The organism is Micromonospora sp. NPDC048999, assembly GCF_040649295.1.
Classification (GTDB): domain Bacteria; phylum Actinomycetota; class Actinomycetes; order Mycobacteriales; family Micromonosporaceae; genus Micromonospora.
Map to the genome: position 1 here is coordinate 81,903 of NZ_JBEZFI010000005.1, position 25,103 is coordinate 107,005.

Sequence of the window (25,103 nt, forward strand, 5' to 3'; positions counted from 1 at the left end):
GCCCGGCCGGCCCCGCGCCGCGTCCCGGTGATTCGTCTACGACATCAGCTCCGAAGGCGCGCGGAACCCATGTCCCCGCTCAGCCGGGACCCGGAAGGCCGGGTCGCGGGGCACAGCGCCGCAATCCGTCGGCAGCCGACTCGGCCGTCAGCCGGCGGTGGGGACCGCGACGCCGAGCACGGCCTGCTCGTCGGGGCGGTGCACAAGCACGTCCGACAGGTACGACTGCACGGCGTGGCGCATGCCCACGTCCCGGCCAGCCCCCTCGGAGAGCAGCCACTTGTGCTCGATGATCTGGGTGAACAGCTCCTGCGGCTCCAGCTTGCTGCGCAGGTGCGCGGGCACTGCCCGGACCACCGGCTCGAACACCTCGGTGAGCCAGCGGTGCGCCGCCTGCTGCTCCTCGGTCAGGTCGCTCTCCGACCGGTACGCGTCCAGGTCGTTGAGGAGCTTGCGGGCCTGGTTCTCCTCGGCGTCCAAGCCGGTGAGGCGGAGCAGCCGGCGGGTGTGGTAGCCGACGTCGACCACCTTCGGCCGAAGCAGGTACCGCCCGTTGTCGGCGGTCGACATGGCCACCTCGGCGACGTCGAAGCCCAGCTCGTTGAGGCGGCGGATCCGCCCCTCGATGTCGTGCCGGGCCTCCCGCTCGACCTGCTGCTCGTAGGTGATCTCGTGCCAGAGCCGCTCGTACCGCTCCACGACCTCCTCGCAGACCATTTCCGGGTCGATCGACTCGTGCAGCAGCCCGGCGGCCGCGAGGTCCAGCGCCTCGCCGAAGATGTTCACCCGGGCGATCTCCAGGTCCTCGCCACGCTGGCCGTTGGAGAGCGCGCGGTGCAGCGCCCCGGTCTCGGCGTCCACCAGGTAGGCGGCGAACGCGCCGGCGTCCCGCCGGAACAGCGTGTTGGACAGCGAGCAGTCGCCCCAGAAGAAGCCGGTCAGGTGCATCCGGACCAGCAGCACCGCCAGCGCGTCGAGCAGCCGGTTCATGGTCTCCGGCCGCAGCATCCGGGAGAAGAGGGCCCGGTAGGGCAGCGAGAACTGGAGGTGCCGGGTGATCAACACCGGGTCCAGCGGCCGGCCGTCGTCGGTCTGGCGGTCTGCCACGATCGCGACCGCCTCTACCGACGGGAAGTCGATCCGCTCCAAGGCCCGGAGCAGGTCGTACTCCCGCTCGGCGACCCGCTCGCCGGTCTCCTTCACCGCGTAGACGTAGTCGCCGAGGCGGACGAAGCGCACGATGTGCCGCGAGATGCCCTGCGGCAGCGCGACCAGGTGTTGTGCCGGCCACTCCTCCAACGGGGTCGACCAGGGTAGGTCGAGCAGTGCCGGGTCGACGAGGGCCGAGGTGATCCGCACGGAGACAAGTGTGACTGCTGACCCCAACCGAGCGCCTCTCATCGTGGGCGGGCACACACAGCCGCCGATGCCCGCGAGGGGTCGGGCGCCGCCGGCGGCCGGTAGCGTGGTCGCGTGCGGCAGACCACTGGGGTACGCGAGAAGCTGCGGCTCCGGCCCGTCCGGCCGGCCGGCTGGTGGTTCGACGGGCTGCTGCTCGCCGCTCTGGTGGGCCTGACCGTGGCGCTCGCCACCGGTCACCTCTTCGGCCTCGACCGGGCCACCGCCGACTGGGCCGCCCAGCACCGACCGACGGCCGCCCGGTGGACCGCGATGATCCTCAACTACCTGGGCCAGGGCACCCCGCTGACGCTGCTCGCGGCCGGGCTGGGGGTGCTGGTGGCGATCCGGCTCCGCTCGGTCCGCGCGGTGCTGCCACCGGTCGTCGCGTTCGTGCTGACCTTCCTGACCATCGGGCCGTTGAAGGTGTGGACCGCCCGGCCGGCGCCCAGCGCCAGCGTCAAGGAACCGTTCCTGCCACCCGACCAGACGTTGCCGCTGTTCCAGCACGACCTGCCGGTGCGCTTCGCCCAGTCGTACCCGTCGGGGCACGTGGCCAACGCGATCGTCTGGTACGGGGTGCTCGCCCTGCTCGTGGCGCCACTGTTGCGCACCTTCGGCCGGGCCGTCCCGCCCCGCCTGGTCACCGTGGTCCGGGTGCTGCCGCCGCTGATCGTGCTCTGCACCACGACGTACCTCGGCTGGCACTGGCTGACCGACTCGGTCGCCGGTCTGCTGCTCGGCCTGCTGCTGAACCGGCTGCTGAGCCGGGTGCCCTGGGACGACGTGCCGCTGCCCCCCGCGCTGCGCAACTGGAACCGCCCGTTCACCTCCACCCCGTAGCCTGCGCCCGTGGTCGAACTGGCGCGGCGGCTGGCCGTACCCGACGCGGTGGTCATCGGTCTGGGGTCGATGCTCGGCGCGGGCGTCTTCGTGGTCTTCGCCCCGGCCGCGGCGGCGGCCGGCGGCCTGGGGCTGCTGATTGCGGTGGCCCTGGCCGGCTTCATCGCCTACTGCAACGCGACCAGCTCGGCCCGGCTCGCCGCCCGCTACCCGGAGTCCGGCGGCACCTACGTCTACGGCCGGGAACGACTGCACCCGTTCGCCGGGTTCCTCGCCGGCTGGGGGTTCGTGATCGGCAAGACCGCGAGCTGCGCGGCGATGGCGCTCACCATCGGGGCGTACCTCTGGCCGGGACAGGCGCGGCTGGTCGCGGTCCTCGCGGTGGTGGCGGTGACGGCGGTGAACCTGCGCGGCATCGGCAAGACCGCGACCGTCACCCGGGTACTGGTCGGCCTCACCCTCACGGTGCTCGCCGTGGTGGCGGTGGCCGGGGCACCGCACGTCACGCTCGGCCGGCTCGACGGTCTCAGCGGGACCGGGGGGCAGGGCGTGCTGACCGCCGCCGGCCTGCTCTTCTTCGCCTTCGCCGGGTACGCCCGGATCGCCACCCTCGGCGAGGAGGTCCGCGACCCGCAGCGAACCATCCCGCGCGCCGTGCCGCTGGCGCTCGGCATCGTGCTGGTCATCTACCTGGTGCTGGCCGTGGTCGCGCTCGGCGTGCTCGGCGAGGAGCGGCTGGCCGCCTCCGCCGCGCCGCTCGCCGACGTGGTCTCCGCCGCCGGGCTGCCCGGCCTGGCCTGGCTGGTTCGGGCCGGGGCGACCGTGGCCGTGACCGGGGTGCTGCTCTCCCTGATCGCCGGGGTCGGCCGGACCACACTCGCCATGGCCCGCCGCCGAGACCTGCCCGGCGTGCTGGCCGCCGTGCACCCCCGCCACCGGGTGCCGCACCACGCCGAGCTGGCCGTCGCCGCCGTGGTGGTGGTCGTGGTGGCCCTCGGCGACATCCGGGGCGCGATCGGCTTCTCCAGCTGCACGGTGCTGGTCTACTACGCGATCGCCAACGCCTCGGCGCTCACCCTGGGCCGCGAGCCGGCCCGGAAGGTTCCGGTGCAGTTGCTGGCCGCGCTGGGGCTGGTCGGCTGCCTCGTGCTGGCGGTCAGCCTGCCGCTGGGCAGTGTGCTCGCCGGGTTCGGCGTGCTCGCCCTCGGCGCCCTCGGGTACGCGCTTCGCCACGCCGTCGGCCGCGCCTGACCCCGGTCACTCCTCGGATTGCCGTGGGGCCGGTGCCCCGGACGGCTCCGGCGGGACCGGCGTGGTCTCCCGGAGCAGGGCGGTCAGCCCGGCCCGCCGGGCCACCACGGTCAGCCGGTCCCCCGCCTGGATCACCATGCGCGGGTCGGCGGACCAGTCGGTCCGCTGCCCGGCCCGGGTGTACGCGAGCAGGCGCACCTCGCCGGGGCGGGCCACCGCGGCCAGCGGGCGGCCGTCCAGTGGCGAGTCGGCCACCACCGGCACCTCGCTGACCAGCAGCGCGTGCCGGTCGACCGGAATGGTGGCGATCACCGCGCGGTCCAGCAGCGCCGCCGCGAACGCGGGCGCGGCCAGGTACGACACGCTGCGCGAGATGCCGATGCCGAACGCCCGCTGGATCCGTTCGGCGAAGTCACCGTCGAAGAGGCGGAGCACCACCCGCAGATCGGGGTCGAGTGCACGGGCGTTCAACGCGGCGCTCAGGTTGGCCCCGTCGTCGGTGGAGACCACCACCAGCGCCTGGCAGGTCGCCACGGAGGCGGCCCGCAGCGTCTCTTCCAGGCCGGCGTCCCCGACGATCAGCGGTACGCCGAGCCGGCGCGCCAGCGACGCCCCGCGCGCGTCGGAATTCCGATCGACGGCGACCACCTCGACCCCGAAGTCGCGCAGCTGGGCCATCACCCGGGTGCCGATGTTGCCCAGCCCGACCACCACCACGTGGCCGGAACGGTCGAGTTGGATCCGGCCGTTGTGCAGGGCGATCCGGGCGTTGACGATCCCGTCGATCACGGCGGCCGTGATCAGCGGGATCAGCGCCAGCCCGGCCAGGTTGAGCACCACCTGCATGACCTGGGCGGCGGCCGGCTTGGTGACGTCCGGATCCTGGCCGGTGAGCGTGGTGACCAGGGTGAGGTAGAGCGACTCGTTCCAGCTGACGTCCGCCGCGCGGCCGTTCAGCCAGCCGAGCACCGCGATCATCGCCAACAGCAGGAGCACCGCGATGCCGATCTTGCGGGTGGCGAAGCTGCGGATCGCCCGGAGCAGCACCCTGACCGGCTGGCGTCGCCGCCGGGCCCGGGCCAGCCGGCGGGCGGCCAGCTCGGTGCCGGCCGGCTGCCCGGTCGCCTCCGCCAGCACCAGGTCGGCCGTCGCCTCGTCGGCGGGCAGCACCCGGACCAGCTCCGGCTCGGTAGTGACGGCCAGCCCGCAGACGACATCCTGGGGACGCACGTCGACGCGCCGGGCCAGGTAGAGGATGCGGCCGGCGTGCCGGAAGTAGGTGGGCGCCAGTTCCCCGAGCGCGGCGGCGACGAACGCCGGGGCGGCGATCGAGGCGTCGGAGAGCACCGCCGAGTCGGGGAAGAGCTGCTGCACCCCGTTGGCGAGGCTGGTGTTGAACATCCGTACCACCAGGCGCAGCCGGGGCTCGACCTCCTGGGCGCAGAGCGCGGCGTGCATGTTGCCCACGTCGTCCTGATGCAGCAGGGCCAGCCCGTCCGCACCGGCCAGCCCGGCCCGGCGGAAGGCGGCCTCATCGAGCCGGTCGGCCAGGACCACCTGGACGCCCTCGATGTCCCGGCCGTCCGGCCCCTCGGAGCGGCGGCGCTTGGGCACGACCAGAGTGACCCGGACCCGCCCGGTGGGCGACTGGGTGGCGAGCAACGACCGGACCACCCAGTAGGCCAGCGGGTCCGATCCGCAAACCACGTAGTGCGGCCGGGCATCAGCGTTCATCCGGAGCCGCTCGGCGGCGCGGCGTGCGCGCTCACGCAGGGGCTCGACCATGCCCGGATGGTAGTCAGCCGCTCGCGGTACGCGCAGCCCTTCGATCATGAACGCATGGTGTCGCCGAGTGCGGGTAGAGCAGCCGCATGCAGACCTTCCTCCCGTACCCGGACTTCCTGGCCAGCGCGCGGGCGCTGGACCAGAAGCGGCTGGACATGTGCGCCGTGTGGTGCGAGCCGGGCCGGGCGGACACCTGCGCGGCCACGATGACCACCGATCTCGCGACCGCCTGCGGCATCGACCTCGTGCGTACCCAGGCGGAGCTGGCCGAGGCCGGCGAGCTGCCGCCCTGGCTGGGCCGGGAGGACCTGCACCGCAGCCACCGGTCGTCGCTGCTGCGCAAGGACCCGGGGCACTACGGCCCGCGGTTCGGCGACGTCCCGCCCGACCTGGAGTACGTCTGGCCCCCTTCCGACCGGGACCGGCGTTGTCGGCTCTGATCGGTCGGCTCGTCGGCGTACGTCGGCATGTGGTGGACCCGGGCGGCAGTGGTGCCTCCCGCGTGCCGCGCCCGGTGCGGGCGGTGGTGGTCGGGGGCGGGATCGCCGGCATGTCGGCGGCGGTGGTGCTGGCCGAGCGCGGGGTGGAGGTGACCGTGCTGGAGGCGGCGCCGACCCTCGGTGGCCGGCTCGGCGCCTGGCCGGAGGAGCTGCCGGACGGCACGCAGCGCAACGAGCACGGCTTCCACGCGTTCTTCCGGCAGTACTACAACTGGCGGTCGATTCTGCGGCGGATCGACCCGGCGCTGGGGTTCCTCAGGCCGGTCCCCGGCTACCCGATCCTGTCGGTCGAGTGGCCGACGGAGGAGTTCGGCCGGCTGCCACCCGCGCCGCCGGCCAACCTGCTCGCCCTGCTGCTGCGCAGCCCGAGCCTGCGGCTGGCCGACCTGCGCGCGATGGACCGGGACGCCGCGCTGCCGCTGCTCTCCTACGACCCGGTTGGCACCTACGCGGAGTTCGACGGGCGGACGGCCGACGAGCTGCTCACCGCGCTGCGGCTGCCGGACCGGGCCCGGGCGATGCTCTTCGAGGTCTTCGCCCACTCGTTCTTCAACCACGAGGCGGAGATGTCGGCCGCCGAGATGATCGCCCAGTTCCACTTCTATCTGCTCGGCAACCCGGAGGGGCTGGCCTTCGACTGCCCGGATCGGGACTACGCCACGGCGATCTGGGAGCCGCTGACCCGGCACGTGTGCCGGCACGGCGGCCGGATCCACCCCGGCACGGCCGCCGCCCGGCTGGACCGGATCCCCGACGGCTGGCGGGTGACCAGCGCCGACGGCGCGGGCCACGACGCCCGGCACGTGGTGCTCGCCGTCGACCCGCCCGCGCTGGCCGCGCTGGTCGCCGCCTCCCCCGGCCTGGTCGCGGCGGCACCCGAGCTGGTGGCGCGGATACCCGCGTTCGGCCGGCCCGGCCCGCCGTACGCGGTGGCGCGCTACTGGGCGGACGGGGACGTACGCCCGGAGCGGGCGGTGTTCAGCGGGGTGTCCCGGCAGCCCACCCTGGACTCGGTCACCCTCTATCACCGGCTGGAGGACGAGCCGCGCCGCTGGGCGCGACGGACCGGCGGCTCGGTGATCGAGCTGCACGCGTACGCCTGCGAGCCGGACGTGCCGGCGAAGGAGCTGGCCGAACGGATGCGGATCGAGCTGACCGCGCTCTGGCCGGAGGCGGCCGACCTGCGGGTCCGTGAGCTGCGCGCCCGTGTCGAGGCGCGGGCACCGGCGTTCGGCCCGGGCAGCCACGCCGAGCGCCCCCGGGTACGCACCGACGCCGACGGGCTCTACCTGGCCGGTGACGGGATTCGGACGGGCTTCCCCTGCGCGCTGATGGAACGGTCGGCAGCGACCGGGATCCTCGCCGCCAACCACATCCTGCGGTCGGCGGGCGTCGCAACCGAGCCGGTCCACTCGGTCCGCCCGCGCGGGCTGCTGACGTAAGGAAGGGGATCGAAATGCGTTGCCCGCCTTTCTGCCACCGATCTACCGTGAGCGCGCAAGGTCAACCACCGCTCCGGGAGCCGTCGATGTCGCTGCGACACGCCACCACCGTGCCGTCGTGGCTGCTCAGCGACGGTTGCCGAGCCGAAGGTCCCCGCGCCGGATGGCCCGACTGACGCGTACCGCGTAGCCGTCACAGCCGCCCGTCCCGTGGACCAGGGCGGCTTTTTGCTGCCGTACCGATGATCGTGAGAGGAGAAGCCCGGTGGACGCCGTCCTCGTCATCAACGCCGACCTCGGCCCGCTGCACCGGGTCACCGTCCAGCACGCGATCCGGATGCTCTGCCGGCGGGTCGCCGAGATCCACGAGGCCGAGCCGGACCGGGTGATCGGGATCTTCCCGGTCCCCCGGGTGGTCCGCCTCGTCCGCTACGTCGTCACCCGCTGGCGGTTCAACGCCGGCCCGGCCTGGTCCCGGGGCGCGGTGCTGCGGCGCGACGGCCACCGCTGCGCGTACTGCGATCGCGCGGCCAGCACCATCGACCACATCCTGCCCCGCTCGCGCGGCGGCCGGAACACCTGGAAGAACACCACCGCCGCCTGTTACGAGTGCAACCAGCGCAAGGGCGACCGGACGCCGGCCGAGGCGGGCATGCCGCTGCGGCGCGAGCCGGCGACACCGAGCTGGGCGGTGCTCGCCGCGCGGTAACGGGCCGGCCGGCGGGCACAGGGGGTCGCGTCGGGGGTACGCCTCCGACGCGGCGTCCGCCGGCCCCGGGCAGCGGTCAGGGGCGTACGGACGGCTCCCAGCCGAAGCGTGGCGGCCGGCGCTCGTTGGCCGCCGCCACCCCCTCGCGGGCCTCGCCGCTGGCCCGGACCTGCCCGTGCCACCAGGCGACCCGCGCGTCGTCGGCGCGCCCGTCGATGATCTCCTTCGCCGCCGCGACGGTGAGCCGCGACCGTTCGGCGATGGCGGCGGTGACCGCGTCGACCCGAGCGGCCAGCGCCTCGGCCGGCAGCACCTCGTCCACCAGCCCGATCCGCAGCGCCCGCTCGGCGTCGACCAACTCGCTGGTGAACAGCAGGTGCTTGGCGGCGGACGGGCCGACCAGCCGGGCCAGCCGCCGGGTGGTCGGCGCGGGATAGACCAGCCCCAGCCGCGCCGGGGGTACGCCGAACCGGGCGTCCGCCGTGGCGAGCCGCAGGTCGCAGGCGACGGCGAGCTGGCACCCGCCGCCGACGCAGGCCCCCTCGATCGCGGCCACGGTGGGCTTGGTGAAGGCCGCCAACCGCTCCTCGGCGGCGACCGCGATGCTGTCGTCACCCGCATCGAGCAGCTCGTCCAGGTCACCGAGGTCGGCACCGGCGCAGAACGTGCCGTCGGCGCCGGTGAGCACCAGCGCGCGCACCGCCGGGTCGGTCTCCAGACCGTCGAGCAGCACCGGGAGCTGCCGCCACATGGCGCTGGTCATCGCGTTGCGGCGGGCCGGGTTCCGGATCACCACGATCGCCACCGGGCCGGTCACCGTGACGGTCAGCTCCGCGTCCGACATGTGTCCTCCATCAGGGTCCGGCCCGACCATAACGGCGCGGGCCCGACGACCACCCGGATGGGGTGGCCGTCGGGCCCGCCGACGGTACGGCCAGGTCAGGAAACGTCGACCGCGGTGTCGTCAATCACGAAGGACGTCTGGTACAGGACGTCCTCGGTGGCGGTGAACTTCAGGGTGACGGTCTGCCCGGCGTACGCGGCCAGTGAGAACGACTTCTGGCTGTACCCGGCGGCCTTGTTCAGGTTCGAGTAGTTGGCCAGGGTCGCCAGCACCGTTCCGGAGGAGTTGAGCACCTGCACCGTGAGCTTGTCGTACGCGGTGGTGGTGGTCGTCTCCGAGCTGTCGATGTGCAGCCAGAAGCTGAAGTTGTACGACGTGCAGCCGGCCGGCAGGCTCACCGACTGGGAGAGCGTGTCGGTGTGCGTGGTGCCGTAGCCGTCCATCCAGGCGTTCCAGGTGCCACCGTGGGTCGGCTGGCCGCTGGAGCCGTACTGGCCGATGACACCGGACGACGCCGTCCAGACGGTGCGGCCGGACTCGAAGCCGGGGTTGCCCAGCTTCTGGCCGGCGCCGGTGCAGCCACCGCTGCCGCCGTTCACGGTCAGCGTGTACGCCGCCGTGCGGTTCCCCGAGGTGGCGGCGCCGGTGACGGTGACGGTGTAGGTGCCGGCCGGCGTGCTGGTCGAGGTGGTGATGGTGAGGGTGGACGAGCCGCCCGAGGTCACCGAGGCCGGGCTGAACGACGCGGAGGCGCCGGTCGGCAGGCCGGACGCGGAGAGCGTCACGGTCTGCGCGGTCCCGCTGGTGGTCGCGCTGGACACGGTGATGGAGACGGCCCCGCCCGTGGTCACCGAGCCGGAGGTCGGCGAGAGCGAGACGGAGAAGTCGTTGCCGGTCGACCCGCAGGCCGCGTCGCTGCCGGCCACGTTGACCGCGGTCCACGCCGCCTGGACGGTCTTGTACTCCGTGGAGCAGTTGCCGTACAGGTCGGTCGCCGCCTTGAGGGTGTACGCCCGGGCGGTGTTCCCCGGGTTGGTGGTGTTGACGTACGTGGTGTTCGAGGTGAAGTACAGGTCGAGCGCCCGGTACCAGATCTTCTCGGCCTTGGCCCGGCCGATGCCGGTCACCGCCGGGGCCGATCCGCAGACCGGCGAGGTGCCGTACGCGGTGGCCCCGGTGCCCTCGGCGAGGTTGAAGAAGAAGTGGTTCCCCGGGCCGGACGAGTAGTGCACGTCGACGTTCTTGGTCGTGCTGGACCAGCAGGAGTGCGACGAGCCGTCCAGCGCCGGGTTGTACATGTAGCGCAGCGGCTTGCCGTTGCCGTTAATGTTGATCTTCTCGCCGATGTCGTAGTCACCCGGGTCGCTCGGCGCGTCGGCGTAGAACTCCACCATCGTGCCGAAGATGTCGCTGGTGGACTCGTTGAGGCCGCCGGACTCGCCGGAATAGACCAGGCCGGCGAGCGCCTCGGTGACGCCGTGGCTCATCTCGTGGCCGGCCACGTCGAGCGACACCAGCGGACGGGCATTGCCGGAGCCGTCGCCGTAGGTCATCTGGGAGCCGTCCCAGAACGCGTTGACGTAGTTGCTGCCGTAGTGGACCCGGCTCGGCACGCCGGTGCCGTTGCCGAAGATGCCGTTGCGGCCGTGCACGTTCTTGAAGTAGTCGAACGTCACCGCGGCGCCGAAGTGCGCGTCGACCGCAGCCGACTGCCGGTCAGAGTTGGTGCCGTTGCCCCAGGTGTTGGTCGAGCTGGTGAACGTCGTGCAGGTGCCGCTGGTCTTGTTGTTCATGTCGCAGGTGCGGCCGTTGCCGTGCGACGGGTCGACCATCTGGTAGGTGCTTCCGGAGAGCGTCGTGTCGATGCTGACCGTGCCGGAGTAGATGCTGTTACCGGTGCCCGCGACGGTCTCGATCTCGTCGTACGAGCCGATCAGCCCGCCGGTGGTGGCATCGGTGACCACGTGCAGCCTGGACGGGGTCTGCTTGTCGGCCTTCCAGCCGAAGGCGACGGTTTCCCAGGCCAGGCGGCCCCGGCCCGAGCTGGCGTCGACGAAGAGCTCCGGGGAGCCCACCGAGGTGAGGGTGCCCGAGAACACCTTGCGCGCGCTGGCTGCGGCGGCGGCCGAGCTGACCTTGGCGGTGGTGCCCAGGGTGAGCGGCGCGGTCAGACCGACCGAGGTGCCGGACATGGTGCCGTTCGGGGCGGTGTGGATGACGAAGTCACCGCCGTAGACGCGCAGGCCGTGGTAGGTCCGGGTGTACCGGGTGTGGGTGGCACCGGAGGCGTCGACCTTCGTACGCACGGCCTGGTAGGCCTCTCCGCCGGCACCCTGGACGGCACCGGGGTTGGCACGGAGCAGACTGTCCGCTCGAGCCGCCGCGGTCTGCGGGGCCGGGGCGGTGGGTGTTGCCGCATGCGCCGTGGTGGTGACGCAGGTCAGCACGCCGCTGGTGAGCAACGCTGCACTGACGGCGGCGAGGGATCTCTTCACGGGCCCTCCTGACAGGGGAAGTGTGACAGGTAGAGTCACCCATGTAGATATAGCGATACATCGAAGAAAGGGGAAGGGGGTCCGGCGATTCCTGCCGGGGCCACTGGCCGTTCGGAGGAGTCAACGCAGGTGGGCGGAACCGAATGGCCCCGCCGTGCGTCCGATCGGCATGAGAACCACCCCGTACGCGGCAGCCCTCCTCGCCGCGTTCCTCGTCCCCGTCGCCGCGTGCGCCCAGACCGGCGAAACCAGTGCCACTCCGACCAGCACGGCGACCAACGCGTCGGCGAGCACGCCGAGCACCGCACCGACCGACGCCGCCGATGCCGGCACCGAGCCGCCCGGCAGGGCGGGCGTGGACGTGGTGCTGGTCACGTCCGGCGGCTTCGCCGGGTTGAACGACACCCTGACCGTGACGCCCGACGGCCGCTGGGCCAAGGTCGACCGGGCAGGTGCCACCCGTACCGGCCAGCTCGACCCCGCCGACCTCGACCGGCTCCGGCAGCTCACCGCCGATCGGCGCCTGCTCACCGAGCCCACCGCCACCACGTCGGCCACGTGCGCGGACGCCTTCACCTACCAGCTCGCCGTGGGTCCGGTCACCTCCGGCTACGTGGACTGCCCGGCGGACGGGGCGCCACCGGCCGCCACCGCCGCGGTGGTGGAGCTGCTCACCCGGGCCACCGACTGACCGCGCCGGTCAGATCAGGTAGTCCGGCGGAAGACCGGTGGCCCGCAGCTCGGACGGCAGATGGGCGACGTCGTTGACGGCGATCAGGCTCGGCGGCCGGGTCGAGCTGTAGCGGATGACGGTCAGCCCGCAGTTGTGGTGGTTCAGCCCGAGCCAGCGTCGCTCGGGGGCGTCCAGCGCGTGCCGGACAAGCCAGCCGATCAGGAAGTTGTGGGTGATCACCAGCTCCCGGACGTCGCCCTCCGCGGGCGCGGTCGCGAACCGGGCCACGGCCTCCGCCGTCAGGCGCGGCCCGTCGGCCCGTTCCTGCTGGGTGAAATCGGCCAGGAAGTCCGCGTACGCCGGGGGCAGGTCGGCCGGGTCGGTGTCGTGCGGCAGGTGGTCCCCGACGCTTTCCATGCGATGTACGGCCACGCCCGGCAGCGCGGCGGTGACCAGCTCCGCGGTCTCCACGGCCCGGCGCGCCGGGCTGTGGAGGACGGCTGCGAACGACGTGCCCCGCAGCCGGCCCCCCAGCAGGGTCGCCTGCCGCCGTCCCCGCTCGGAGAGGCCGGTGTCCCCGCCGGCCTCCGCCCCGTCCTGCTCACCGCGCCGGACCAGGTAGAGAAGTCGACTCGCCACCACATACCTCGCCATCGTCGGGCGGCGCGAGCCTAGCCCGCGCCGCCCGACGACCGCTGCCCCGCAAGCCTCGGCGAACCGCCCGCAGCAGGGTCACCGGCACCGCCCCTCAGGACTGCGGGAACATCTGGCCGATACGGATCTTGTTGCCGAACGGGTCGCGGACGCCGAAGTCGATGCCGTACGGCCGCTCGGTCGGCTCGTCGTAGGCCTCCACGCCCTTCGCCACCAGTTCCTCGTACGTCTTGTGGGCGTCGTCGGTGGTCATGAAGAGGTGACCGCCCAGCGCGCCCTTGGTGAGCAGCTCCCGGACCTGCTCGGCGGTGGCCGGGTCGAGGGCCGGCGGCCCCGGCTTCTCCAGCAGGATCTCGCGCTCCGGGTCGCCCGGCAGGTTGACCGTGAGCCAGCGCATGAAGCCGAGATCGGCGTCGGTGTTGACCTCCATGCCGAGCTTGCCCACGTAGAAGTCGAGGGCCTCGTCCTGGTCGAGGACGTAGATCTGGGAGCGGGAAATCGCGTTCATCGTCATGCCGGAAACGTTAGAGCAGGGCGGTGACCTGCTGCTTATCCAAAACTGATCAGTTGGCCGCGCTCGGCCGCATCCACGCCTTGATGAAGCAGCTCGGTACGTGTGCCGTGACCGCCTTCCGCCGCCGGTATTCCGACGGCGGCTCGCCGACGATGTCCCGGAACGTACGGCTGAACGTGCCGAGGCTGCCGAAGCCCACCGCGTAGCAGATCTCGGTGACCGACTGGTCGGTCTGCACCAACAGGTACATCGCCCGTTCGACCCGACGGCGCTGCAGGTAGCGGTGCGGGGTCTCGCCGAAGGTGGCGCGGAACGTGCGGATGAAGTGCGCCTCGGATACAAGCGCGATCCGGGCCAGCGCCGGCACGTCCAGCGGTTGCGCGTACGCCCGGTCCATGGCGTCCCGGGCGCGCAGCATCGCCCGGTTGGACTCCTCGGCCGCCCGACTCACCGAGCCGCCTCCCTCGACGCCTGCTGGGCGGCCTCGATGACCTCGGTCAGCGCGGCGTGCAGCTTCCGCAGGTCGGCCAGGGGCATGCCGAGCCGTTCGACGATGGCCGGCGGAATCCGCTCGGCCTCGACGCGCAGGGCCCGCCCCTTGGCGGTGAGGGTCACCGCGAGGCTGCGCTCGTCGGCGGGGTTCCGCTCGCGCTGGAGATAGCCGATCGCCTCCAAGCGCTTGAGCAGTGGCGACAGGGTGCCCGGGTCCAGCTGCAACAGGCGGCTCAGCTCGCGTACGGACAGCGGCGCGTGTTGCCAGAGGGCGAGCATCACCAGGTACTGCGGGTGGGTCAGGCCCATCGGTTCGAGCAGCGGACGGTACACGGCCACGACGCCTCGGGCCGCGACGGAGAGGGCGAAGCAGACCTGCTGTTCGAGCGCCAGCGGGTTGTAGATCTGGCTCAGGTCGCCTTCACCGGTTTCTGCCACGGTGCTACCGTACCAATCGTTGGGGCACCAACCATTTGACCACCAACGAGCGGTCGCGGGACGGAGAGTGGACGATGGCTGCCGACGAGAAGAAGGTGCCTGGTGAGGGTGGACGCCTCCTGGGCTGGGTGTTCCGCAACCTCGCCGGCCCGCCGACCGTGGATGGTGCCGTCCAGGGCGGCTCCCGGCAGGCCCGTGACCTGTGGAAAGAGGACCTTGAGCGGCGTAAGCAGTGGAGCCGCGAGCAGCGCGAACGCAAGCGCGCCGAACGCGAGGCCCGCCGCGGCCACTGACCGTACGGCGGGATCGAACCGGCTGGATCAGCATCCGCGCCTGGCCCACGGATCGGTTGCAGCTCAGCTGGGTTCGCCTCGGCGTGTCGGCCTGCTCAGCCGTCACTGATCCACGGGTCGAGCCATCCGGCCGCCGCGCGGCGGCCACCATCGCGAAACGCCTGATGGAATTGGAGCCCCCGGCCGGGATCGAACCGGCGACATCTCGCTTACAAGGCGAGTGCTCTGGCCAGCTGAGCTACAGGGGCGCGTGGTGCCGGGGTCAGCATAGCGACTGACGCTCGGTAATCCCGCTCGGCAGGGCTCCCGAGCATGGAAAACGTCAATTTTCTGGCCACGGCGCCGACGTATCGCCGCCGCCGCGAGGGCGAGCCGTGAGGATTGCTGCCTCACCGTGCTCGTGTGACCGTTTTGCGGTATGCGATCCATCCCACCCGATGATCCCCATCTTGGCAGGGTCGGAAAACCCGTTTACCGTGCAGTGACACGGACGACACCTCGGGCAGTCTCAGCTGCCCCCGGCGGCGCCCGTTGACCGGCACCGTGGGTGCCGGTCGCTCCTTCACTCGGATCGTCCGGCACGTTCCTGCCGGTGAAAGGAAGCGCTCCACCATGGCTACGGTCACCTACGCAAAGGCGTCCCGCATCTACCCGGGCACCGAACGCCCCGCGGTCAACAAGCTCGAGCTGGAGATCGGCGACGGCGAGTTCCTCGTCCTGGTCGGCCCGTCGGGCTGCGGCAAGTCCACCAGCCTCCGGATGCTCGCCGGTCTGGAGGACGTCGACGACGGCGCCATCTACATCGACGAGCGGGACGTCACCCACCTGCCGCCGAAGGCTCGCGACATCGCGATGGTCTTCCAGAACTACGCCCTCTACCCGCACATGACGGTGTACGAGAACATGGCGTTCGCGCTGAAGCTGCGCAAGACCTCGAAGACGGAGATTGACCGTCGGGTCAAGGAGGCGGCGGCGCTGCTCCAGCTCGAGGACTTCCTCAACCGCAAGCCGAAGGCGCTCTCCGGTGGCCAGCGTCAGCGGGTCGCCATGGGCCGCGCGATCGTCCGCGAGCCGCAGGTCTTCCTCATGGACGAGCCGCTGTCGAACCTCGACGCCAAGCTCCGGGTGCAGACCCGTACGCAGATCGCGTCGCTGCAGGCCAAGCTGGGCGTCACCACGGTCTACGTCACCCACGACCAGGTCGAGGCCATGACCATGGGCCACCGGGTCGCGGTCATGCTCGACGGCGTCCTGCAGCAGGTGGACACCCCGCGCGCGCTCTACGACACCCCGGCCAACGTCTTCGTCGCCGGCTTCATGGGCTCCCCCGCCATGAACATCAAGACGGTGTCGCTGAACGAGCAGGGCGCGGCGTTCGCCGAGCTGCAGGTCCCGCTGACCCGCGAGCAGGTCGCGGCGGCCAGGGCCGAGGGTGGCGACGGCAAGGTCACCGTGGGCTTCCGCCCGGAGGACTGCGACCTAGTCAGCCCGACCGAGGGCGGCATGCCGGTCGTGGTCGAGCTGGTCGAGGACCTGGGCTCCGACGCCAACATCTACGGCCACGCCGCGCTCGACGGGCACAACGAGCGCTTCGTCGTACGGACCGACCGGCGCTCCATGCCGAACATGGGTGACACCGTGTTCGTCAAGCCGCGAGCGGGCCGCAGCCACGTCTTCCACGCCGCCACCGGCAACCGGATCTGACGTACGCGAAAAAGGGCGGTCCGTCTCGGCGGACCGCCCTTTCCGTGTCTGTGAACCCCGGGTTATGCCTCGACGGCGCGCCGGCGGGCGACCTCGGCGAGGGTGACCGCGGCGGCGACGCTGGCGTTGAGCGACTCGACGTCGGAGACCATCGGGATGCTCACGGTCAGGTCGCAGGTCTCGCCGACCAGCCGGGACAGCCCGCGACCCTCCGAGCCGACCACCACGACCAGCGGGCCGACCGCGGCCTCCAGGTCGTACAGGTCGGTCTCGCCGTCGGCGTCCAGGCCGACCACCATGAAACCGGCGTCCTTGCACGCCTTCAGCGACCGGGTCAGGTTGGTGACCTGGGCGACCGGCACCCGCGCGGCCGCGCCGGCACTGGTCCGCCAGGCGGTCGCGGTGATCCCGGCGGCCCGCCGCTCGGGTACGAAGACCCCCTGCGCGCCGAACGCGGCGGCGGACCGGATCACCGCGCCGAGGTTGCGCGGGTCGGTGACCCCGTCCAGCGCGACCAGCAGCGGGGCGGCCTGCTCCAGCGAGGCCGCCACCAGGTCCTCGAACGGCTCGTACGCGAACGGCGGCACCTGGAGGCCGACGCCCTGGTGCAGCACGCCGCCGGTCATCCGGTCCAGCTCGGCCCGGCTGACCTCCAGGATCGCGATGCCCCGGTCGGCGGCGGTCCGGACGATCTCGTTGACCCGGTCGTCGATCTCGATGCCCTGCGCGGTGTAGAGGGCGGTCGCCGGCACCTGGGCCCGCAGCGACTCCAGCACCGGGTTGCGCCCGACCAGCAGCTCCGGGCTGTCCTTGGACGGGGTGGACTTGCGGCCCGGGGCGACCCGGGGGCCACCTCGGCCGGCGGGCTTGCCCTTGCCGCCCTTCAGCGGCACGCCAGCCCGGGTGCCCTTGCCCCAGGTGGTGTCCTTGGTGCCCGGCTGGCCGATCTTGGGGGCGCGCCCCTCCTCGGCCGCCGCGCGCCGCTCCTTGTCCTGCTTCCAGGCGGTGCGCTGGGGCAGCTTCTCGGTGCCCGAGTACCCCTTGTGCCAGGGTCGTTCGTCGGCGGGCAGGGTGCGGCCCCGGCCCGCGAGGGAGTCCTTGTTCTTGCCACCGGAGCCCTTCGGGGCACCCGCCTTCGGCGTCAGTCGCCGGCCACGGCGCTGCGAGTTGCCGGCCATCAGTCCTGCTCTCCAATAGTCCAACGGGGGCCCTGGGGGGTGTCCTCGACCACCACGCCGGCCTGCTTGAGCTGGTCGCGTACGGCGTCGGCGGCGGCCCAGTCCTTGCGGCTGCGGGCCTGGGCACGCTGCTCCAGGGCGAGCGCGATCAGGGAGTCCACCACGCCGCGTAGGTCGCTCGCGTGGCCGCCACCGGTCCAGGCCGGGTCCAGGGGGTCGACGCCGAGGATATCCAGCATCGCCCGCACGGCGGCCAGCGCCGTGCGGACGGTCACATCGTCGTCGGCGGTCAGCGCGGTGTTGCCGTCGCGCAGGAGGTCGTGCAGCACGGCCAGAGCGGCCGAGGTGTTCAGGTCGTCGTTCATGGCCGCCACGAAGCCGGCCGGCAACTCGCCGAGCTGCCCGGGGCCGACCCGCTCGGCGGCCCGCTGCACGAAGCCCTCGATCCGCCGGTACGCGACCGCGGCCTCGCGCAGCGCGTCCTCCGAGTAGTCGATGCGGGACCGGTAGTGCGCGGCGGCGTAGTAGTAACGCAACTCGACCGGGCGCACCCCGAGGGCGGCCACGTAGTCGAGGTCGAGGGTGTTGCCCAGCGACTTGCCCATCTTGGTGCCGCCGATGCCGAGCAGGCCGTGGTGCACCCAGTAGCGGGCGAACGGCAGGTCGGCCGCCTGCGACTGGGCGATCTCGTTCTCGTGGTGCGGGAAGGTCAGGTCGAGACCACCGCCGTGAATGTCGAACTCGGGCCCGAGGTAGCGCCAGCACATCGCCGAGCACTCGATGTGCCAGCCGGGCCGACCCCGGCCCCACGGCGACGGCCAGTACGCGTCGGCCGGCTCGTCCGGCTTGACGCCCTTCCAGAGCGCGAAGTCCCGCGGGTCACGCTTGCCCCGCTCCGGGGCGTCCCCGGCGGACTGCATGTCCTCCGGGGACTGGCCGGAGAGCGACCCGTACGCGGGCCAGGATGCCACGTCGAAGTAGACGTCGCCGGAGCCGTCGGTGGCCGGGTAGGCGTGCCCGGTCTCGATCAGTCGGGCGATCAACTCGTGCATCTCCGGGATGTGCCCGGTGGCCCGCGGCTCGTACGTCGGCGGCAGCACGTTCAGCGCCCGATAGGACTCGGCCAGGATCTGCTCGTTGGCGTACGCGATCGACCAGAACGGGTGGCCCCGCTCCATCGCCTTGACCAGGATCTTGTCGTCGATGTCGGTCACGTTACGGATGAAGGTGACCTCGAAACCGGACGCGATCAACCAGCGGCGCAGCACGTCGTAGTTGACGCCGGAGCGAAGGTGACCGATGTGCGGCGGGGCCTGGAGGGTGAGACCACACAGGTAGACGCCCACCTTGCCGGCTTCCCGGGGGACGAAGTCCCGGACCGTTCGAGTGGCGGTGTCATACAGGCGTAGCGTCACCGTACAAGGGTAGCCGCACGCACGATTCCGGGTCGCTCGGTGCCGGGTCGTACGCTGCGTGCTGTGGACACGGCGGCGCGCACGGGAGAGACGGCTCAGACCCTGGACCGGGGCCTGCGCCTGCTGCACCTGGTCGCCGACGCGCCCGGCGGGCTGACCGTCACCGAGGCGGCGAACCGGCTGGGCGTCGGCCGGGCGGCGGTCTACCGGCTGGTCGGCGCGCTGACCGACCACGGCATGCTGCGTCGCGACGGTACGGGCCGGCTCCGGCTCGGCGCGGGCGTGCTGCACCTGGCCCGGCGCGCCCAGCCGCTGCTCGCCGAGGGGGCGTTGCCCGCGCTGCGCCGGCTGGCCGAGCAGGCCGGCGCGACGGCACACCTGACCGTGGTCGAGGGCGGCGAGGGGGTCGCCCTAGCGGTGGTGGAGCCGAGTTGGACGTCGTTCCACGTGGCGTACCGGACCGGCTCCCGGCACCCGTTGGAGCGGGGAGCGGCGGGGCGGGCCATCCTCGCCGGCCGGGCGGGCGTCGCCGGCCCGGTCAGCACCAGGGGAGAGCTGCAGTCCGGGGCGTACGGGGTGGCCGCGCCGGTGCTCGGGGTGCCCGGGCTGGAGGCGAGCGTCGGCGTGGTGTCCCTGGCCCCGCTCGACGTCGAGGTGGTCGGGGCCCAGGTGGCCGCCGCCGCTGCCGCCATCACCACCGCCCTGGCCTGACCCCATGGCCGGGCTTGATCGACTCTGTGTGCGGCAACGTGTGGTCTCAGGCGGCCCGGAGACCACCATCTGCCGCACATTGAGTCGATCTCGCATAGCACGGCCGACGGCTGTGGTGCCGGTTGTCCACAGGCCGGCGGGGACGGCCGGGCGGCGGTTGTCCACAGGCCGGCGGGGACGGCCGGGCGGCGGTTGTCCACAGGGGTATCAGTAGGCGGTCCCAGGTCGGCAGGCTGGTCGGCATGCCTCCTCAGCCACACCGGCCCGACCTCCTGGCCTGGCGGGTGTTCCGTGGCTCCGACGTGGTTCGGCGTGGTTTGCTCACCCGGTATCAGCTCCGCAGTTCGGCGTGGATACGCGTGCGCCACGACGTCTACGCCGACGCCCGCCTCGATCGGGATCATGCGCTCGCCTGTCGGGCGGCAACGCTTCAACTGCCGCCGGAAATACTGATCGCCGGGCCGTCGTCCGCGTACCTGCACGGCATCGAGCACGCCGCCGATTTCACCGACGACGTCCATGTTCTCGCGCCCCGCCCGACCGGGCTGCGTAGTCAGCGCGGGCTCCGGGTTCACTCGACGCTGCTCACGGTGCCGCCGCCCGCGCCGGTCCAGCCCGGTCAAGGGCCGCGCGCACCCTCGCGACTGCTCCGGGTGGCCGACGCGCCCCTGATGTCCGCGGCTGACCCAGCGGCGGAGGCCGGGCCGGTGCCCACAGCGGCGGAGGCCGGGCAGCTGCTCGGCCCGCCCCTGACGTTCGCGGCAGACCCAGCGCCGCCCGCCGGGCAGTTGCTCGACGCGCCCCTGACGTTCGCGGCCGACGCACCGATGCGGACCGGGCCGGCGGAGGCTGCCTGGGAAACCGCCGCCTGGCTGGATCCGATCCGCGCGGTCGGGATCATCGACACGTTGCTCGGCCGGGGCCTCACCAGCCCGGCGGCGCTCGCCGAGATCGGTGACCGCAATGCCGAGCGTCCGGGCGGGCGGCGGGCCCGTTGGGTATTCGGCCTGGCCGACGCACGAGCGGAGTCTCCGGCCGAGTCGGCGCTGCGGGTTCGCCTGGTGCTCGCCGGGCTGCCCAGGCCGCTGGCACAGCACCCAGTTTGCTTGCTCTCCGGTCTGGTGCTGCATCCGGACCTGGCCTGGCCCGAGTTCCGGGTCGCGGTCGAGTACGACGGCCACTGGCACGCCGACCCGGACCAGCTCCACCGGGACCGGCGGCGACTGAACCAACTCGTCACGGCCGGCTGGCTGGTGCTGCACGTGACGAGCCGCCGCCTGCATCACGAGTTCCCCGCAGTCGTCCGTGAAGTCCGCGCCGCCCTGGCCTCCCGCGGCTGGCGCCCCTGAGATCAACGCGGTGTGCGGCATGTTGGGGTCAAATCCGATGACGAGACCACGTTTTGCCGCACACCGAGTTGATCAGGAGGGCCGGGAAAGCCGGAGAGCGAGCCCCGCGATCCGGGCGAGCGCCTCGGGCAGCTCGGTCAGCGTGGGCACCTCGGCGTCCGGGACCAGCCCGGACGGGCGGGGCAACCCGGCGCGGTTCAGCCAGATCGCTCGCAGTCCGGCCCGCTGCGCCGCCACCACGTCGTGCGCCGGCGAGTCCCCCACGTAGACGATTCGCTCGGCCGGCACCCCGGCCGCTGCCACCACTGCGGCGTAGAACTCCGGCGCCGGTTTCTTCGGCAGGCCGTCCTCGTGCGCGTACAGCTCGAACGAGAACTGGCCGGCGAGCCCGCAGCGCGCGGCGCGGCTGTTGCCGTTGGTGGCGAAGCCCAGCAGGTGGTGTGGGCGCAGCGCGGCGAGCGTGGGCACCGCGTCCGGGAATGGCCGGCTCAGCGCGAACCGCCGGGCGAAGAAGATCGTCGCGAACCTTTCCAGTTGGTCGCCGAGCCCGACCCGGGCCAGCGACCGGGCCAGCGCCGCCCGCCGGATCTCAAGCACCGGCGCGGCGAAGAGCGCGCCGAATGCCTCATTCCAGTCCGACTCCAGGTCCGCGAGGGATACCCCCGCCGCCGCCGGACTCCACCGCCGCATCTCGTCGAGCACTGCCACCAGCGCACCGGTGACCGCCGGCCGCAGGTCGACCAGGGTCTCGTCGGCGTCGAAGACGACCGTGGTACGTGGTTCGTTCATCGCTCGCAGGCGAGGGCCGGCTCGGCCGGGGCGGGCGGGACCACCGCCGGCGTGGCGCGCAGTTCGTCCAGCCGGACCACGGCGACCCCGATCACGATCAGCGCCCCGCCGAGCAGTTGAACGGCGCTCGGCAGCTCGCCCAGCACCAGCCAGGCGATCAGCACGGCGAACATCACCTCGGTCAGCCCGACGAACGAGGAAAGCCGCGCGCCGAGCAGCCGGGCCCCGGCGACGCCGGTCAGATACGCGACCACGGCCGCGATCAGCGACAGGCCGGCGATCGGCACCAGCCAGCTCACCCGGTGCCCGGCGAAGGTCACGTCGGCGGCGCTCGCCGTCAGCGGCAGCACCCCGAGCACACCGAGCAGGATCAGCGCCAGCGCACCGACGGCCATGCCCCCGCTCGCCATCACCACGGACGGCAGCGCGGCGTCGAGCCGGCCGGCGATGACGTAGTAGCCGGCCAGGCCGACCCCGGCGCCGAGCCCCCAGAGCACCCCGACCGGGTCGAGCCGCTCGGCCCCGGTCAGGTCCAGCACGAACACCAGCCCGCCGAGCGCGGTCAGCGAGCCGGCCACGGTGAGCAGCCGGGGCCGCTGGCCGTGGACCAGCCACATCCAGCCGACCACCAGCACGATGCCGAGGTATTCCAGCAGGAGCGCGACGCCGACCGGCAGGTAGCGGACCGCGTTGAAGAAGCACGCCTGAGCGACCGCCACACCGAGCACTCCGAACACGACGATCGTGCCGGCGTTGCGGCGCAGCACCGGCCGCCGACCGCGCAGCGCCAGCACGGCCGGTACGGCCAGCACCAGCGCCGCGATGCCGACCCGGGCCACCACGACGGCCTCGGCGGACCAGCCACCGTCGATCAGCGAACGGGCGAAGGTGCCCGAAGTGGCGAAGGTGACCGCGGAGATCAGGGCCAGGCCGAGGCCGACGCCGGACCGTTCACGCATCAAGGCTCCTAGATCAAGGCCACCGGTCATCGGTGAAACAAGGTTATGCTGATGACGCTAGGCCGGCATCCTGACAGGAGTCAAGTTGCTTTTCGCCCATGACACCGAGTGCAGCCTGGTCGCCGCCGCGGGGCTGGTCAACACCGCCGGTCCCGACCGCGAGGGGCTGCCGGACGTGGCCGCCCTCGACGACTTCGTCGCCTCGCACGGCTGGACCGGCCGGCACGAGCACACCGACGGAGAGTTGGTCGAGGTCCGCACCCTGCGCCCCCGGCTCCGCCGGATCTGGTACGCCGACACCGACGAGGTGGTGGCCATCGTCAACGGGCTGCTCCGCGAGTCGCACGCGCTGCCGCAGCTGATCCGGCACGACGACGAGCCGTACCACGTGCACGCCGTGCCCCGCGACGCGCCGCTGGCGACCCGGATGGCCGTCGAGGCCGCCATGGCGCTGGCCGACCTGGTCCGGATGGGCGAGCTGAGCCGGCTGCGCATCTGCGACCACCCGGACTGCGACAACGTCCTGGTCGACCTGTCGAGGAACCGGTGCCGCCGGTTCTGTGACGCCGGCTGCGGCAACCGCGCCGCGGTGAGCGCCTACCGGGCTCGCAAGGCGGCGTCCCACCCCTGACGCACCGCAGGCCAGTCCTCCCGGCGCAGCTCGTACTCGACCTCGCCGTGCTCGGTGCCGGGGATCGGGTCGTCGAAGGTCAGGTGAAAGGTACGGACGTAGCGCAGGCCGGCCTTTCCCATGACGGCCCGGGACCGGGCGTTGACCGCCATCGTCTCCGCCCAGACCCGCCGGACGCCCACGGTCTCGAAGGCGTGTCGGACCAGGGCCCGGGACCCCTCGGTGGCCAGACCGTGCCCCCAGGCCGACCGGCGCAGCCGGTAACCCAGCTCCGCCTCGGTCCCGTCGGCGGACGGATCCAGCGCGAACCAGCCCAGGAACTCCCCGCCCGCGCCGTCGAGGGCCGCCCAGCGGCCGAGGCCGGGATGGCGGTCGTACTGCGCGAGGGCCCGGGGCAACTGCTCGTCCCGTACGGCGGCCAGCGGCGTCGGTTGCCCGCCGGTCAGGAAGCGCATGACCTCCGGGTCGCTGTCCAGCTCGACCAGGTGATCCACGTCGGCCGTGGTGAACCGGCGCAGCCGCAACCGCGCGGTCTCCAGCAGCATCCCAGCGTCGTCAGGCACCGTCGGATCATGCCGACCCCGACGCCGCCGGTCGACGGATTTAGGCCGCTTCGGCATGGCAGCCGCCCGACGGACGCCCCTCGTTCCGGCCGAATATGGGCCAAGTCTGATATGCCTCTCAGGCATAATCATGACTCCGAGGCATATCGCTCTCAGGTGGACTCTGTAGCTGGGCCGTCAACGATCAAGGGCTGAGCCGGAAGCGTCCAGCAGGTTCGCGTCAGGAGGGCTGCTCGCTACGCCGCGGCGCCGCAGTCACAAAAACCCGCCAGGCGTACGGGTCGAAGGTGAGCACCGGACCAGCCGGATCCTTACTGTCCCGCACCCCGACCACCCCCGGAAGATTCGTCGCCACCTCGACACAGTCGTTGGTCTGGGCGCTACGCCTGCTCTTCCGCCAAGTGGCACCCGTCAAATCCATGACTCCGCCACTTCCCTCACCAGCTCGATGGACTCCTGCGGGGGCAATGCCTCGCCAAGGGTAGCCTCCCAGACCCGTTGCAGCCGACCGAGATCCGCCGGTTGATCAAGCTCCTGCCCACCCACCTGCGTGCCGAGGAACGCCAGGTCGATTCCCTCGCGGAGAGTCGCAAGGATGAACGGGCCACCGAGCCCCGGATACTCCTGGGCGGACAACGGCACGACGTGCAGCCGGACGCGGGGGTGCTCGGTCGCGATCCGGGCGAGGTGTGTCGTCTGGTCACACATGACCTTGCGCATGCCGACTTGACGGCGAAGAGCGGCCTCGTCCACCACCGCCATCAATCGTGGCGGCTGCTCCTCGTAGAGGATGCGCTGGCTCGCCATTCGCTCGTTGAGTCGGCGCTCGACATCCTCCGGTTCGAGCAGCCCACCCGCCTCGAAGACGGCACGGGCGTATGCCTCGGTCTGGAGCAGGCCGGGCACGTAGAGCGGCTCGAACCAGCGCAGCACCTTCGCCTGCGCGACGATCGCGCCTCCGCCGCGTAGCCAGGGTTGGGCTCGGTCCAGGCTGACCAGGTCGGTGAGCATGCGACCGAAGAGGCCGCCGGTGTCGAGGGCCTGGTCGAAGAGTTCCAGGTATTTCGGGGTGGGTGGCTGCTGGCCCAGCTCGACCGCGCTGACCATGGACGGCGAGTAGTTCATCGCCTTGGCCAGCTCCTCCTGACTCCAGCCTCGTCGGGTCCGCGCGCGGCGCAACTCCGCCACCAGGAACGCCGCCGCTGTCATCCGACCGTCCGCCATCTCCAGCCGCCCTCCACCATCGCGGTGATCGACTCCAGTGCCGCGCCACCGGCCACCCGGCTCCGCTCCACAGGGCCTCGGACAGCGCGGGCAAACCCTTCCGACCGTAGTCGTGTCGTCAGCAGACTGTGAAACGCGACGCTCGCCGCTCAATCCCCCGAGCGCGGGTTCGCGGTGGGACCGCCCGCTCCCCCGGCTGGGCGGTCCCACCAGCCGGGGTGATGTCGCAGACGACTCAGCTCCATAGGA

26 protein-coding genes and 1 tRNA gene are annotated in these 25,103 nt (G+C 72.3%); 11 read left to right on the forward strand and 16 right to left on the reverse strand.

All coding sequences use genetic code 11. The annotated features are described in order from the left end of the window. Positions 1–147 precede the first annotated feature (147 nt). The gene (locus tag AB0C02_RS09680; RefSeq protein WP_357543034.1) at positions 148–1,401 is read right to left on the reverse strand and encodes a DUF4032 domain-containing protein; all 1,254 of its coding nucleotides are present in this window, start codon (positions 1,399–1,401) and stop codon (positions 148–150) included. 102 nt (positions 1,402–1,503) lie between these two features. On the opposite strand from AB0C02_RS09680, the gene AB0C02_RS09685 reads away from it, so the two are divergent. Both AB0C02_RS09685 and AB0C02_RS09690 read left to right on the forward strand, forming a co-directional pair. Continuing rightward, positions 1,504–2,241, forward strand: coding sequence for a phosphatase PAP2 family protein (locus tag AB0C02_RS09685; RefSeq protein ID WP_357543349.1), 738 nt, complete (start codon positions 1,504–1,506; stop codon positions 2,239–2,241). Positions 2,242–2,250: 9 nt separating this feature from the next. After that, a complete protein-coding gene (locus AB0C02_RS09690; protein WP_357543036.1) occupies positions 2,251–3,492 on the forward strand; it encodes an APC family permease in 1,242 nt (413 codons plus the stop codon). 6 nt (positions 3,493–3,498) lie between these two features. Here AB0C02_RS09690 and AB0C02_RS09695 read toward each other — a convergent pair whose 3' ends face one another. Then, positions 3,499–5,277, reverse strand: a complete 1,779-nt coding sequence (locus AB0C02_RS09695) for an NAD-binding protein (RefSeq protein ID WP_357543038.1) — start codon at positions 5,275–5,277, stop codon at positions 3,499–3,501. Between the two features lie 86 nt (positions 5,278–5,363). On the opposite strand from AB0C02_RS09695, the gene AB0C02_RS09700 reads away from it, so the two are divergent. From AB0C02_RS09700 to AB0C02_RS09710, 3 genes are all read left to right on the forward strand, one after another. Further along, entirely contained in the window at positions 5,364–5,717 is a 354-nt protein-coding gene (locus AB0C02_RS09700; protein WP_357543040.1) for an MSMEG_6728 family protein, read from the forward strand. After that, on the forward strand, positions 5,678–7,219 hold the full coding sequence (locus AB0C02_RS09705) for an FAD-dependent oxidoreductase (RefSeq protein WP_357543351.1): 1,542 nt from the start codon (positions 5,678–5,680) through the stop codon (positions 7,217–7,219). Before AB0C02_RS09700 ends, AB0C02_RS09705 begins: the two co-directional genes overlap by 40 nt. Positions 7,220–7,484: 265 nt before the next feature. Then, positions 7,485–7,928, forward strand: coding sequence for an HNH endonuclease (locus AB0C02_RS09710; protein ID WP_357543042.1), 444 nt, complete (start codon positions 7,485–7,487; stop codon positions 7,926–7,928). A 76-nt stretch (positions 7,929–8,004) separates the two neighbouring features. Here AB0C02_RS09710 and AB0C02_RS09715 read toward each other — a convergent pair whose 3' ends face one another. Together AB0C02_RS09715 and AB0C02_RS09720 are read right to left on the reverse strand one after the other, a co-directional pair. Then, on the reverse strand, positions 8,005–8,772 hold the full coding sequence (locus AB0C02_RS09715; protein ID WP_357543043.1) for an enoyl-CoA hydratase/isomerase family protein: 768 nt from the start codon (positions 8,770–8,772) through the stop codon (positions 8,005–8,007). A 95-nt stretch (positions 8,773–8,867) separates the two neighbouring features. Beyond that, a complete protein-coding gene (locus AB0C02_RS09720; protein ID WP_357543045.1) occupies positions 8,868–11,267 on the reverse strand; it encodes a M4 family metallopeptidase in 2,400 nt (799 codons plus the stop codon). A gap of 169 nt (positions 11,268–11,436) precedes the next feature. Here AB0C02_RS09720 and AB0C02_RS09725 point away from each other — a divergent pair, with 169 nt between their 5' ends. Next, the gene (locus tag AB0C02_RS09725) at positions 11,437–11,958 is read left to right on the forward strand and encodes a hypothetical protein (RefSeq protein WP_357543047.1); all 522 of its coding nucleotides are present in this window, start codon (positions 11,437–11,439) and stop codon (positions 11,956–11,958) included. A gap of 9 nt (positions 11,959–11,967) precedes the next feature. On the opposite strand, the gene AB0C02_RS09730 is transcribed toward AB0C02_RS09725, so the two are convergent. From AB0C02_RS09730 to AB0C02_RS09745, 4 genes are all read right to left on the reverse strand, one after another. Then, positions 11,968–12,594 (reverse strand): histidine phosphatase family protein, encoded by a 627-nt coding sequence (locus AB0C02_RS09730; RefSeq protein ID WP_357543049.1) that lies wholly within the window; start codon positions 12,592–12,594, stop codon positions 11,968–11,970. Between the two features lie 94 nt (positions 12,595–12,688). After that, a complete protein-coding gene (locus AB0C02_RS09735; protein ID WP_357543051.1) occupies positions 12,689–13,108 on the reverse strand; it encodes a VOC family protein in 420 nt (139 codons plus the stop codon). Between the two features lie 49 nt (positions 13,109–13,157). Next, on the reverse strand, positions 13,158–13,559 hold the full coding sequence (locus tag AB0C02_RS09740; RefSeq protein ID WP_357543053.1) for an AraC family transcriptional regulator: 402 nt from the start codon (positions 13,557–13,559) through the stop codon (positions 13,158–13,160). Beyond that, on the reverse strand, positions 13,556–14,005 hold the full coding sequence (locus AB0C02_RS09745) for a MarR family transcriptional regulator (protein ID WP_357543353.1): 450 nt from the start codon (positions 14,003–14,005) through the stop codon (positions 13,556–13,558). Before AB0C02_RS09745 ends, AB0C02_RS09740 begins: the two co-directional genes overlap by 4 nt. A 107-nt stretch (positions 14,006–14,112) precedes the next feature. Here AB0C02_RS09745 and AB0C02_RS09750 point away from each other — a divergent pair, with 107 nt between their 5' ends. Continuing rightward, positions 14,113–14,331, forward strand: a complete 219-nt coding sequence (locus AB0C02_RS09750; RefSeq protein WP_357543055.1) for a hypothetical protein — start codon at positions 14,113–14,115, stop codon at positions 14,329–14,331. 171 nt (positions 14,332–14,502) lie between these two features. Here the strand turns inward: AB0C02_RS09750 and AB0C02_RS09755 are convergent. Then, positions 14,503–14,579 (reverse strand) — tRNA-Thr (locus tag AB0C02_RS09755). A 364-nt stretch (positions 14,580–14,943) separates the two neighbouring features. On the opposite strand from AB0C02_RS09755, the gene ugpC reads away from it, so the two are divergent. Further along, complete coding sequence (gene ugpC / locus AB0C02_RS09760; protein ID WP_357543057.1) at positions 14,944–16,035, forward strand: sn-glycerol-3-phosphate ABC transporter ATP-binding protein UgpC; 1,092 nt, start codon at positions 14,944–14,946, stop codon at positions 16,033–16,035. Positions 16,036–16,097: 62 nt separating this feature from the next. Here ugpC and rlmB read toward each other — a convergent pair whose 3' ends face one another. Both rlmB and cysS read right to left on the reverse strand, forming a co-directional pair. Further along, entirely contained in the window at positions 16,098–17,213 is a 1,116-nt protein-coding gene (rlmB, locus tag AB0C02_RS09765; protein WP_357543059.1) for a 23S rRNA (guanosine(2251)-2'-O)-methyltransferase RlmB, read from the reverse strand. Beyond that, positions 17,213–18,628, reverse strand: coding sequence for a cysteine--tRNA ligase (cysS, locus tag AB0C02_RS09770; protein WP_357543061.1), 1,416 nt, complete (start codon positions 18,626–18,628; stop codon positions 17,213–17,215). Before cysS ends, rlmB begins: the two co-directional genes overlap by 1 nt. Positions 18,629–18,691: 63 nt before the next feature. Between cysS and AB0C02_RS09775 the strand changes: the two genes are divergently transcribed. Then, complete coding sequence (locus AB0C02_RS09775; RefSeq protein ID WP_357543063.1) at positions 18,692–19,339, forward strand: helix-turn-helix domain-containing protein; 648 nt, start codon at positions 18,692–18,694, stop codon at positions 19,337–19,339. Positions 19,340–19,581: 242 nt separating this feature from the next. Beyond that, positions 19,582–20,688, forward strand: coding sequence for a hypothetical protein (locus AB0C02_RS09780; RefSeq protein ID WP_357543065.1), 1,107 nt, complete (start codon positions 19,582–19,584; stop codon positions 20,686–20,688). Positions 20,689–20,760: 72 nt separating this feature from the next. On the opposite strand, the gene AB0C02_RS09785 is transcribed toward AB0C02_RS09780, so the two are convergent. Both AB0C02_RS09785 and AB0C02_RS09790 read right to left on the reverse strand, forming a co-directional pair. Next, on the reverse strand, positions 20,761–21,477 hold the full coding sequence (locus tag AB0C02_RS09785) for an HAD family hydrolase (protein ID WP_357543067.1): 717 nt from the start codon (positions 21,475–21,477) through the stop codon (positions 20,761–20,763). After that, entirely contained in the window at positions 21,474–22,436 is a 963-nt protein-coding gene (locus tag AB0C02_RS09790; protein WP_357543069.1) for an EamA family transporter, read from the reverse strand. Before AB0C02_RS09790 ends, AB0C02_RS09785 begins: the two co-directional genes overlap by 4 nt. Positions 22,437–22,521: 85 nt before the next feature. On the opposite strand from AB0C02_RS09790, the gene AB0C02_RS09795 reads away from it, so the two are divergent. Then, entirely contained in the window at positions 22,522–23,067 is a 546-nt protein-coding gene (locus tag AB0C02_RS09795; protein WP_357543071.1) for a CGNR zinc finger domain-containing protein, read from the forward strand. On the opposite strand, the gene AB0C02_RS09800 is transcribed toward AB0C02_RS09795, so the two are convergent. The 3 genes from AB0C02_RS09800 to AB0C02_RS09810 all read right to left on the reverse strand — a co-directional run bounded on the left by AB0C02_RS09800 (position 23,034) and on the right by AB0C02_RS09810 (position 24,839). Continuing rightward, complete coding sequence (locus AB0C02_RS09800; RefSeq protein ID WP_357543073.1) at positions 23,034–23,630, reverse strand: GNAT family N-acetyltransferase; 597 nt, start codon at positions 23,628–23,630, stop codon at positions 23,034–23,036. The two genes, AB0C02_RS09795 and AB0C02_RS09800, sit on opposite strands and share 34 nt — an antisense overlap. A 220-nt stretch (positions 23,631–23,850) precedes the next feature. Continuing rightward, entirely contained in the window at positions 23,851–24,051 is a 201-nt protein-coding gene (locus AB0C02_RS09805) for a DUF397 domain-containing protein (protein ID WP_357543075.1), read from the reverse strand. Then, on the reverse strand, positions 24,042–24,839 hold the full coding sequence (locus tag AB0C02_RS09810) for a helix-turn-helix transcriptional regulator (protein ID WP_357543077.1): 798 nt from the start codon (positions 24,837–24,839) through the stop codon (positions 24,042–24,044). The genes AB0C02_RS09805 and AB0C02_RS09810 overlap by 10 nt, the downstream gene beginning before the upstream one ends. Positions 24,840–25,103 lie beyond the last annotated feature (264 nt).

What these genes read in the sequence shown, in the direction of transcription:
- AB0C02_RS09680 (WP_357543034.1), bottom strand. Translation starts at nt 1,401, where the DNA reads ATGAGAGGCGCTCGGTTGGGGTCAGCAGTCACACTTGTCTCCGTGCGG.
- AB0C02_RS09695 (WP_357543038.1), bottom strand. Translation starts at nt 5,277, where the DNA reads ATGGTCGAGCCCCTGCGTGAGCGCGCACGCCGCGCCGCCGAGCGGCTC.
- AB0C02_RS09700 (WP_357543040.1), top strand. Translation starts at nt 5,364, where the DNA reads ATGCAGACCTTCCTCCCGTACCCGGACTTCCTGGCCAGCGCGCGGGCG.
- AB0C02_RS09715 (WP_357543043.1), bottom strand. Translation starts at nt 8,772, where the DNA reads ATGTCGGACGCGGAGCTGACCGTCACGGTGACCGGCCCGGTGGCGATC.
- AB0C02_RS09725 (WP_357543047.1), top strand. Translation starts at nt 11,437, where the DNA reads ATGAGAACCACCCCGTACGCGGCAGCCCTCCTCGCCGCGTTCCTCGTC.
- AB0C02_RS09730 (WP_357543049.1), bottom strand. Translation starts at nt 12,594, where the DNA reads ATGGCGAGGTATGTGGTGGCGAGTCGACTTCTCTACCTGGTCCGGCGC.
- AB0C02_RS09735 (WP_357543051.1), bottom strand. Translation starts at nt 13,108, where the DNA reads ATGACGATGAACGCGATTTCCCGCTCCCAGATCTACGTCCTCGACCAG.
- AB0C02_RS09750 (WP_357543055.1), top strand. Translation starts at nt 14,113, where the DNA reads ATGGCTGCCGACGAGAAGAAGGTGCCTGGTGAGGGTGGACGCCTCCTG.
- ugpC (WP_357543057.1), top strand. Translation starts at nt 14,944, where the DNA reads ATGGCTACGGTCACCTACGCAAAGGCGTCCCGCATCTACCCGGGCACC.
- rlmB (WP_357543059.1), bottom strand. Translation starts at nt 17,213, where the DNA reads ATGGCCGGCAACTCGCAGCGCCGTGGCCGGCGACTGACGCCGAAGGCG.
- AB0C02_RS09780 (WP_357543065.1), top strand. Translation starts at nt 19,582, where the DNA reads ATGCCTCCTCAGCCACACCGGCCCGACCTCCTGGCCTGGCGGGTGTTC.
- AB0C02_RS09785 (WP_357543067.1), bottom strand. Translation starts at nt 21,477, where the DNA reads ATGAACGAACCACGTACCACGGTCGTCTTCGACGCCGACGAGACCCTG.
- AB0C02_RS09790 (WP_357543069.1), bottom strand. Translation starts at nt 22,436, where the DNA reads ATGCGTGAACGGTCCGGCGTCGGCCTCGGCCTGGCCCTGATCTCCGCG.
- AB0C02_RS09805 (WP_357543075.1), bottom strand. Translation starts at nt 24,051, where the DNA reads ATGGATTTGACGGGTGCCACTTGGCGGAAGAGCAGGCGTAGCGCCCAG.
- AB0C02_RS09810 (WP_357543077.1), bottom strand. Translation starts at nt 24,839, where the DNA reads ATGACAGCGGCGGCGTTCCTGGTGGCGGAGTTGCGCCGCGCGCGGACC.